General features: G+C 54.3%; 13 protein-coding genes. 11 read left to right on the top strand and 2 right to left on the bottom strand.

Annotated features, from left to right (window positions below; translation table 11 throughout):
* From COA65_10130 to COA65_10085, 10 genes are all read left to right on the top strand, one after another.
* Positions 1–413, top strand: a 413-nt coding sequence (locus COA65_10130; protein PCJ56858.1) for a hypothetical protein, incomplete at its 5' end; no start/stop codon positions are given.
* 125 nt (positions 414–538) lie between these two features.
* A complete protein-coding gene (locus COA65_10125; protein ID PCJ56857.1) occupies positions 539–958 on the top strand; it encodes a hypothetical protein in 420 nt (139 codons plus the stop codon).
* Positions 955–1389, top strand: coding sequence for a transcriptional regulator (locus COA65_10120; GenBank protein ID PCJ56856.1), 435 nt, complete (start codon positions 955–957; stop codon positions 1387–1389). Before COA65_10125 ends, COA65_10120 begins: the two co-directional genes overlap by 4 nt.
* Positions 1390–1403: 14 nt before the next feature.
* On the top strand, positions 1404–2573 hold the full coding sequence (locus COA65_10115) for a thiolase (GenBank protein PCJ56855.1): 1170 nt from the start codon (positions 1404–1406) through the stop codon (positions 2571–2573).
* Positions 2574–2580: 7 nt separating this feature from the next.
* On the top strand, positions 2581–2988 hold the full coding sequence (locus COA65_10110) for a hypothetical protein (protein PCJ56854.1): 408 nt from the start codon (positions 2581–2583) through the stop codon (positions 2986–2988).
* A gap of 42 nt (positions 2989–3030) precedes the next feature.
* Positions 3031–3717 carry an orotate phosphoribosyltransferase gene (locus tag COA65_10105; GenBank protein ID PCJ56859.1) on the top strand — a complete coding sequence of 229 codons (687 nt, stop codon included), beginning with the start codon at positions 3031–3033 and terminating at the stop codon, positions 3715–3717.
* A gap of 16 nt (positions 3718–3733) precedes the next feature.
* Positions 3734–3967, top strand: a complete 234-nt coding sequence (locus COA65_10100; protein ID PCJ56853.1) for a hypothetical protein — start codon at positions 3734–3736, stop codon at positions 3965–3967.
* A 108-nt stretch (positions 3968–4075) separates the two neighbouring features.
* Positions 4076–4582 carry a hypothetical protein gene (locus COA65_10095; protein PCJ56852.1) on the top strand — a complete coding sequence of 169 codons (507 nt, stop codon included), beginning with the start codon at positions 4076–4078 and terminating at the stop codon, positions 4580–4582.
* Complete coding sequence (locus tag COA65_10090; GenBank protein ID PCJ56851.1) at positions 4417–5148, top strand: hypothetical protein; 732 nt, start codon at positions 4417–4419, stop codon at positions 5146–5148. Before COA65_10095 ends, COA65_10090 begins: the two co-directional genes overlap by 166 nt.
* Before the next feature lie 105 nt (positions 5149–5253).
* On the top strand, positions 5254–5631 hold the full coding sequence (locus COA65_10085) for a hypothetical protein (protein PCJ56850.1): 378 nt from the start codon (positions 5254–5256) through the stop codon (positions 5629–5631).
* 64 nt (positions 5632–5695) lie between these two features.
* On the opposite strand, the gene COA65_10080 is transcribed toward COA65_10085, so the two are convergent.
* The gene (locus tag COA65_10080) at positions 5696–7453 is read right to left on the bottom strand and encodes a hypothetical protein (protein PCJ56849.1); all 1758 of its coding nucleotides are present in this window, start codon (positions 7451–7453) and stop codon (positions 5696–5698) included.
* Between the two features lie 163 nt (positions 7454–7616).
* Positions 7617–9056, bottom strand: coding sequence for a glutamine-hydrolyzing GMP synthase (locus COA65_10075; protein ID PCJ56848.1), 1440 nt, complete (start codon positions 9054–9056; stop codon positions 7617–7619).
* Between the two features lie 57 nt (positions 9057–9113).
* Here COA65_10075 and COA65_10070 point away from each other — a divergent pair.
* The coding region (locus COA65_10070; protein ID PCJ56847.1) for a hypothetical protein at positions 9114–9327 on the top strand (214 nt) is incomplete at its 3' end.

Here is a 9327-nt window from a genome sequence, read left to right as displayed (position 1 = left end):
GTCGGGGCTTTGCGGTTGTGGCTTCCGAGGTCAAGAATCTGGCCAATCAGACGGCCAAGGCGACCGAGGAAATCGGCAACCAGATCAGCGCCATTCAGAGTGCCACAGGGGAAGCCGTCGGCGCCATCAAGGGCATCGGCACCACCATCAAGGAGATCAACGAGATTGCGGCAAGCATCGCCTCGGCCGTCGAGGAACAGGGCGCGGCCACCTCCGAGATCAGCCGCAACGTTCAGGAGGCCGCCACCGGAACCCAGGAAGTGACCGGCACCATCGCGCAAGTGGCTGCCGCCGCCGACGAAGCCGGTCAATCCGCCGGACAGGTGCTGGAAGCCGCAAGCGAGCTGTCCCAGCAATCCGAAACCCTGGGCGGTGAAGTCGACAAGTTTCTGGAGGAAATGAAGAAAATTTAACCCCCCTCGTCGGATCTCCGACGAACCTTGATGGCCCCGCTGGAAACAGCGGGGCCTTTTTTTCATGGCCTTCACCACCTCCCTCGCCTAGCATCGGCGCACAAACAAGGACCGATCCGAAACAAATGGCTGCATATACGTCCTTTGCGAAACTCAAGGTCGGGCAAGTTTTCCCGGATCCACCGGCAAGCTTCCAGGTGACGGAAGCGCTGGTGGAAGCCTATCTTGACGCGACCGGCGATACCGCCGAAATTTATCGAGAAAAAAATAGCCCCAGACCGGTGCCGCCAACCCTAGCCGCCGTCTACATGCTGGAAGCGCTTTCCCACCGTCGCAACCCGCCGGGTGGCATTCACACAAAACAGCACTTCACCTTTCACCAACCGGCCTACATTGGCGACACCCTGGCAACCCAGGTGCATATTCTCGAAACCTATGTCAAAAAAGGGCGCAACTACGTGGTCATGAAAATCGTGACCCATAACCAGAAGGGCGCATTGGTCACGACCGGCGTCATCACGCGCATCTGGGGCAAGGAAGCATGAGCGAAAACCGCAACGCCGGTCACAGTGGCATTCAGATCGGGGACGCCATTCCGGAAAGCCGTCATCGGGTGACTCAAGAACAGATCAATCGCTATGCCGAAGCGTCTGGGGATCGAAACCCGCTGCATATCGACCCGGCCTTCGCCAAGGAAACGCTTTTCGGGCGAACAATCGCCCATGGCCTGCTTAGCCTCTCTTTTCTTTCTCAGGCAATGACGGCCTGGGACTGGAAGGGCTGGGTGTTTGGCGGCGAACTTGATGTCGCCTTTCTTGGCCCCGTCTATCCCGGCGATGAAGTCATTGTGCGCGGAACGGTCACCGCCATTGAAATCGGCAAAGACGGCGTTACGGCCATTTGCGAAATTGCCTGCATGGTCGAAGAACGCACGGTCATCGCCGGCACGGTACGACGGCAGCTTGAAGCCTCTTAAAAAAAGGATTTGAAATGGGAAAACGGCAAGCCGTTATTGTTGGCGTGGCGGATGCGCCTTTGGAAAAAGGTGTCATCCCTGGCGGGGCCAACGATCTGGAAATTCAGGCGCGGGCGGCGAAAGCCGCACTGGATGAAGCGGGGCTCAAGCTTTCCGACGTAGACGGGCTTGCGACCGCAGGCCTTTGGGGCGTTCCCGGCCCCGGTCAGTTCGCCACCCTCGCCCTTAGCGAATATCTTGGCATTCGGCCAAAATTCAGCGACGGCACCAATCTTGGCGGGTCTGCCTTCGAGGCCCATGTCGGCCACGCGGCGATGGCCATTGAAAGCGGCGCTATTGAGACGGCCCTCATCACCTATGGCAGCACCCAGAAGAGCCAGCGCAGCCGCAGCCTAAGCGGCCGGTCGCCAGCATATTCGCTGCAATTCGAGACTCCCTACGGCCTGCCGAATCCGGTCGGCGCTTACGCGATGGCGGCCCAGCGGCACATGTACGAATTCGGCACGACCAGCGAACATCTGGCCGAAATTGCCGTCGCCACCCGCCAATGGGCGATGAAAAACCCGGCGGCCATGATGCGCAGCCCGCTGACCGTCGACGACGTTCTTTCCAGCATGCTGATTACGGACCCGCTCCATCTGCTTGATTGCTGCCTGGTGACCGATGGCGGCGGTGCCATTGTTCTCACCACGGAAGCGCGCGCGCGCGACCTGAAAACGCAGCCGGTTTACGTCCGCGGTCATGGTGAATCGCAAACCCATATGTCGATCGCCGCCATGCCGGACCTGGCCTTTCATACGGCAGCGGCGGAAAGTGGACGGCGTGCCTTCGAGATGGCCGGCATCGGCACCGACCAGATCGACGTGGCCGAAATCTATGATTCGTTCACGATCACCGTCCTGCTTACCCTCGAAGCGCTGGGCTTCTGCGGGCGCGGCGAGGGTGGCGATTTTGTCGCAAACGGGCGCACAGGCCCCGGTGGCGATTTCCCCATGAACACCAATGGCGGCGGCCTTTCCTACGCGCATCCCGGCATGTATGGCATTTTCCTTCTGATCGAAGCCGTCCGCCAATTGCGCGGCGAAGCCGGCGAACGCCAGGTTCAAGGTGTAAAAACGGCACTCGCCCACGGCACTGGCGGCGTATTATCAAGCGGCGCAACCTGCATCCTGTCCAATCATTGAGGCCCTCATGTACGAAAAACCCTTGCCCGTTATCGACCCGACGACCCGCCCCTTCTGGGAAGCGGCAAAGGCGCATCGCCTCGCCATCCAACGCTGCCAGGATTGCCAGACCCATATTTTCTTTCCCCGAGGAAACTGCACGTCGTGTTTTTCCGACCGGCTGGAATGGACAGAGGCAAGCGGCGAAGGCGTGATCTATAGTTACACGATCGCACGGCGACCCGCCGGACCCGCCTTCAAGGAAGATACGCCCTATGCCATCGCGCTTATTGATTTAAAAGAAGGGCCCAGGATGCTTAGCAACATCGTGACGGAAGATATCGAAAGCATCAAAATTGGACAGAAAGTTCGCGTCATTTTCGACGACGTGACCGAGGAAATTACGCTTCCAAAATTCATTCCTGTAGGAAGCTAAGGCACCGAAGCTGCTGAACAAGGATATTGAAATTTGAAACCGATTTCTGAAAATCCGGAAACTGGAAAAATTACGGCAGAAATCCTGCTGCGTATCGGTGCCGTCAATTTTCGGCCCGAGAAGCCCTTTCAACTCACCTCTGGATGGGCAAGCCCGGTTTACGTCGATTGCCGCAAGCTTATTTCCTATCCCCAGGAACGGCGCGTGATTTTGCGCCTGGCCACGGAAAGCCTCGCCAAGGCAACGGGCAAAGACGCGTTTGACGTTATTGCCGGCGGTGAGACAGCGGGTATCCCCTACGCCGCCTGGCTGGCCGAACGGATGGACCTGCCCATGCTCTACGTCCGGAAAAAGCCAAAGGGATTCGGACGAATGGCGCAAATCGAAGGCAGCTTCGAGGCGGGCGCGCGCGTGCTGCTGGTCGAAGACCTTGCCACCGACGGGAAAAGCAAACTCAAATTTTGCCAGGTCCTGCGTGACGCCGGCGCAAAAGTCGCCCACACCTTCGTCGTTTTCCATTACGGCATCTTTCCCGAAGGCATTGCCGCACTCAAGACGGCCGGGGTGCAACTACACGCGCTTGCCAATTGGTGGGACGTTCTGGAAGCCGCCAGCCAGCAAAAGGCTTTTTCCCCAGAAATTCTTCGCGAAGTTCGCACCTTCCTTGAAAATCCGGGCCAATGGTCCGCCGCTCATGGGGGTATTGGTGCCACGGGCGACGCGCCGTAAAAAGCATCGGAGGCGCATGATGGCTAAAAACGAAACCGGGCACCGTCTTCTTGAAAAAATTGCCGCGGTGCATGGCGAATTGGCGCCACCCGAACGAGCAATTTTCGAAGAACTTCAGGCGCAGCTTGCCCGGGGCCAGGTGCCCACGCCGGAGGAGGATTGCGCGCTTGAAGTCATCTTGCGAAATGTGGAAATCCGCAAAAAAACAGGCCTGCACCTCCACACCCCAGGGAATGGGCGCACAAGCTAGGCGCCATCGCACCAGGCATCGGGCAGCCGCCTTCAAGAAAATGTGAGTGCTTGTGTCTGCCCCTTCTTCCCGGGCTTTCCTAAAATACCGAACACCCAAGTGGAGGCGATGGCCATGCGTATCTTCTTTTTCGTATTTGCAACATTTTCCCTGCTGATTCCCGGCATCGCCCACGCCGACCTTGCCACGGCCAACGACGCCTACGCACAAGGCAATTTTCAAATGGCGTTCCAGGAATTCCAGGCCCTGGCCGAAAAAGGGGATGGCTTTGCCCAAAATCGCCTTGGCATGCTTTACCGGGATGGCAAGGGAACGGAACAAAATCATGAAACGGCAACAGCCTGGTTCCAGAAGGCGGCGGAAGGTGGTGCCATCAGCGCCTATGGGAATCTGGGACAGGCCTACGAAGAAGGTATCGGCGTCGCGCAGGATTACGTGCTCGCCTTCAAATGGTACTACCTTGGCCAAAGCCTCACCAAGAATGCCATCGCCCTTCGCCGCCTGAAAAGCAAAATGAGCCCCCTTCAGACGTCGGAAGCAAAGCAGCTGGCCCGCGACCTGTTGCGAACGCGGCGGCCCTCCTTCAAAGGCCTGCTGCCGGCCTTGCGGCTGTAATCCTCCCAAGGGCGCGAAGCCAGGGCAAGGGCTGGTGGATGGTTGCCCTTCCAAGCCAAAACACGTTAGTTTCTGGCCCAAGGCCAGAAAGGAAACAGATGTATAAAATAGGATTTGCAGCCCTTGTCGGCATCCTGCTGCTCAGCCCGCCCGCGACGGCCGGTTACGGCGAAGGAAACGACGCCTACCAACAGGGGGATTACCAATCCGCCTATCGCGAGTGGCTGCCACTTGCAGAGGACGGGCATGCGCGGGCACAAAACAAGATGGGCGTGCTTTACGCCACGGGCCGCGGTGTCCGCCGCGATTCAAAGGTCGCCATGAAATGGTTTCTTCGTGCCGCCGAAAACGGCAGCACCGATGCGCATGTCAATGTCGGACGCATGTATGAACAAGGCCACGGCGTGCAGCGCAACCTGCCAAAAGCCTATCTTTGGTATCACATGGCGTCCACATCGACGAAAGGCAAGAACATGCGCGAGCGGCTCTGGCGCGAAATGACCCCCAGGGAACGCAAGCAAGCGCGGCGACTTCGCTCAAACGCAAGCCGTTTTCGCTCCCGTTAGAAATAAATAACGCCGCAAGACTATCGCCACGCGGACGTACCAGCCTGTGCTGCGGATGCTGGCTTTCAAGAAGCAAATGCGCTAGCCTGAAGGCTAGGATCTGGTATGAAATTTCTCGCTGCCATTTCGCTTGGCGTGTTTCTTCTCATGCCGCATTCCGCCTTGGCGGAGTGGCGCGGCACCGTGAATTTTTATGCCGAACCGACGGCCTACACGGCGACCATGCCGGACGGCCAGCTCTTGAGCTTTGGCAACCCCGTCGTCTTTACCTATTGGAAAAAAGAAGCCGACAGCCCCCAACGCGGCGGCATCCGCTATAAGGGCATCGCCCAGGCAATCGCCATCGAAGGCACGCGGCGCATGCGCGTCCATGTCTTTTTCAGCCGCCCCGAAGCCAAAAAAGCCGAAGGCGAGCTGAACCTGGAATGGATGGAAAAAGTCGCGGTAAAAACCGCCCCCTGGTGGGAATTCTGGGCGTGGTAGGAGGGATTGCTGCTATTTCTATAAATAACTCAACGCTGCAGTTCTGAATTGCGTTTCCTGATTATCAATCCATCTTAAACTGCCGCCGAATCGCAAGAACTAACAATGTAATTAATCCAATGCTAATCAGGGATTGGAGCGACGCTAGCACCTGGAAAGCCCCCGAAACATCACTCCAAATATACCTCAATTCCTCAAGTGGTTTGTAGGCACCTCTCCACACGTAAAATGGACGCGTTAATTGCTCCATCGTAAATTGGATACATGCATAAAAACTAAGCTTCTTGAAAAATAACCCGATGACGAAATATATCAACGTCCACGCAGCATTGATCCCGAGTAACCACCAAAGAGGGCGCCCCGTTCGAAGGCCGTATTCAGAGAGCCAGTCGTATAAAAAAGACAGAATAAACGCTGTTCTCCGAACCTCCCCCGAGTTCCTAGCTGATCGCATTTCCAATGCATAGAAAATTGACTGGTTTCTCCTAGATCGATCCTTTTCCATTGCGTGTCGCAATGTCCTGTAGGATGCCGCTGCTGACGCCGCGCCTTGTTTGATTCTCCCAACGTCATTAAATTTTGCATCAGTGAAGACAGTATCCTGAAACAAGGTCGCGCCATGAAATTGAGGTGCGACTTCAAAAACGCAATCACTGAAAACTGTAGGGCCCTTGAAATTCCGATTTGTAAAATCGACACTCGATAAAAACATGCCTCCAGAAAAATCTATGCCCTTAAATTCGCCCCCATTAAATGACACCGGGCCATCAAACTTACTTTTTGAAAAATTTGTAACGCCAGAGAAACTTGCATCATCGAATAATAGGAGAGAATTTTCCTCCGACGTTTTTACAAAGGAAACACCTGAGAAATCCGTGCTGTTATAAAATTTACACTGAATAAATGATGCTCTGTTCTCGAATTTTGAACCACTAAAGGACGCATGTTGAATGTTCACATCTTCAAACTTCAGACTTGGCCCGAATTGCGCATTTGAAAAGTCACACCCCTTCCCGATATGACCGCTCTCAAATAAAAATCCTGCTCCAAACTTACAACCGGAAAAATTGCTCTCATTGCCTAAGTGAGTGCCCTTGAATGTATTCCGTTTCCCGAATTCTGTGAGTCGCCTTCCAAATTTTGCGAAAGACGTTTTTTCGCCAAATTTACAGCCTGAAAAGACAACGCCCTCACCAGTCTTGATGCCTCGGAAACACCCATTACTCCCAAAATTACATTGATTGAATTTCATGTTATCTGGAATTGACACACCATTGAATATGGATATTCCAGGAACGTTTGCCTCTGTAAAAACCGATTCCTTCTGAAACTCAACGCCACTAACATCCAGCTCTTTCGTAAAAGAGCTGGCATTAATTAAGAACACTATGGGGCTGGGTGAACCCTTAAAAACACACTTTTCTAGAACTGAATTAACAATGCTCACCTTTGTCTCAAAAAAACATTTTTCTGCTAATAAAACGTCGCCATGCACAGCGTCTATAATCAGGTCTTTTTTGAAATAAGAATTAGAAATATCTACGTTGAAGCTACTCCCGCTCTTAAACTCTACATCATTACTAAAAACTGTTTCACACGCCGAAACAGATATTCCCGCGTTTTGAAAAATAAATTTTCCCTTGATATGTGCGTGGGATAATTCGAGATGAGTAAAAGCATTCTGAATTTTCAATTCAGTTGGAATATAGGTTCCTGACAAGTCAAGGCCGTTGGCGTTCGAACGAAAAGCCGCAATCAAATGGTTGAGCGCCCTTAAGAAACAGCTCGTTTTTACGGGAAGACCAATCAGATTTTCTTTCACCTAACGAATCCTTTTCATCGAAGGGTAAATGAAAGCAACAAAATTCCTTATTTTCAAAACCATCTGGAGAATATTTCCAGATTGAACACGGAACTTTGCTTTTCTCCGATAAAAACTGACACCCCATAATATTACCCACTCTGACTTAGGTTGCGCAGGCCCTCTATTCCCACTCGATCGTACCGGGGGGTTTTGACGTCACGTCATAGACGACCCGATTGATGCCGCGCACTTCATTGATGATGCGATTGGCAATGCGTCCAAGAAGGGCGTGGTCGAAGGGAAAGTAATCGGCCGTCATGCCATCGGTGGACGTGACGGCGCGCAAGGCGCAGACAAATTCGTAAGACCGTTCGTCCCCCATCACGCCGACCGTTCGCACCGGCAGCAACACGGCAAATGCCTGCCAGATCGCATCGTAAAGATGCGCGTTGTGGATCTCTTCCAGATAGATTTGATCCGCCTGACGTAGAATCTCCAGTTTCTCGATCGTGATTTCGCCGGGGATGCGAATGGCAAGGCCCGGCCCCGGAAAGGGGTGCCGGCGGACGAATTCTTCCGGAAGGCCGATCTCGTATCCCAGCGCCCTTACCTCGTCCTTGAACAATTCGCGCAAAGGTTCGACAAGCTGCATCCGCATGCGGTCCGGCAAACCGCCGACATTGTGGTGCGACTTGATCGTGACGCTTGGCCCCCCGGTGAAAGAAACGGATTCAATTACGTCCGGATAAAGCGTGCCCTGGGCCAGAAAATCTGCACCACCGATCTTCTTCGCTTCTTCTTCAAAAACGTCGATGAAGGTGGCGCCGATGATTTTTCGCTTTTGTTCCGGGTCCGTTACACCCTGCAACTTCGTCAGAAAAAGATCGGCGGCCTGACGATGGACAAGCGAGAGATTGTAATGGCTGGAAAAGAGCGAAACGACTTCTTCCGCTTCCCCCGCACGCAAAAGGCCCGTATCGACAAAAACACATGTCAATTGTTCGCCAATGGCTTCATGAAGCAAAAGCGCCACAACGGACGAATCAACGCCGCCAGAAAGGCCCAGAATAACACGCCCGTCTCCCACCTGATCGCGAACCGTCGCGATGGCGCGGGCGCGAAAGGCGTCCATCGTCCAATCCCCGGCGCAACCCGCAACCCCATGGGTAAAGTTCTTGAGAAGGGCAGCGCCCCCAGGGGTATGGACGACTTCGGGATGAAATTGCAGTCCATAGAAACGGCGTTTGTCGTCGGCAATGGCGGCAAAGGGTGCGCCGTCGCTTGTGCCCACGGCCCGAAATCCCGACGGCAGGCGCACCACCCGGTCCCCGTGGCTCATCCACACCTGTTCGGTGGCCCCATTTTCCCAGAGGCCTTCGAAAAGCGCGCAGCCCTCGGTGATTTCCAGAAAGGCGCGGCCGAATTCCCGAAGTTGGCAGCGGAACAAGGTCTGCCGGATGCCCAGTATAACTTGGCCGCTCTTTATTTCAAGGGGTTGGGAGTCGAACAGAATATCAATGAATCCGTTCGATGGTACCGGAAAGCAGCGGAACAAGGAAACCCCATTGCCCAGTCCAACCTGGGTGTATTTTATATCAATGGAGAAGGGGTTGAAAAAGATACTGCCGAAGCATTCAAGTGGTTCAAATTATCGGCGGAAAGTGGATATCACCAAGGCATGTTCAATCTTGCCTCCATGTATGCCAAGGGCGAAGGGATCGAGGCGGATCCAATAAAAGCCTACATGTATTATGGCATCGCTGCCGATCTGGGAGATCGCGAAGCGCAATTGGCGAAAAACAGCCTGGAAATGCAGTTAAGCCCGAATGAGATCACTCAGGCAATCGATCAGGCTTCCCGATTCCGCATCGACAAATTCAAAGAAATGGTCG

The sequence above is a fragment of the Rhodospirillaceae bacterium genome, from assembly GCA_002746255.1.
Taxonomy (GTDB): domain Bacteria; phylum Pseudomonadota; class Alphaproteobacteria.
Note: the sequence above shows the minus strand (reverse complement) of the source record. Positions and strands in the feature narration are given on the sequence as shown.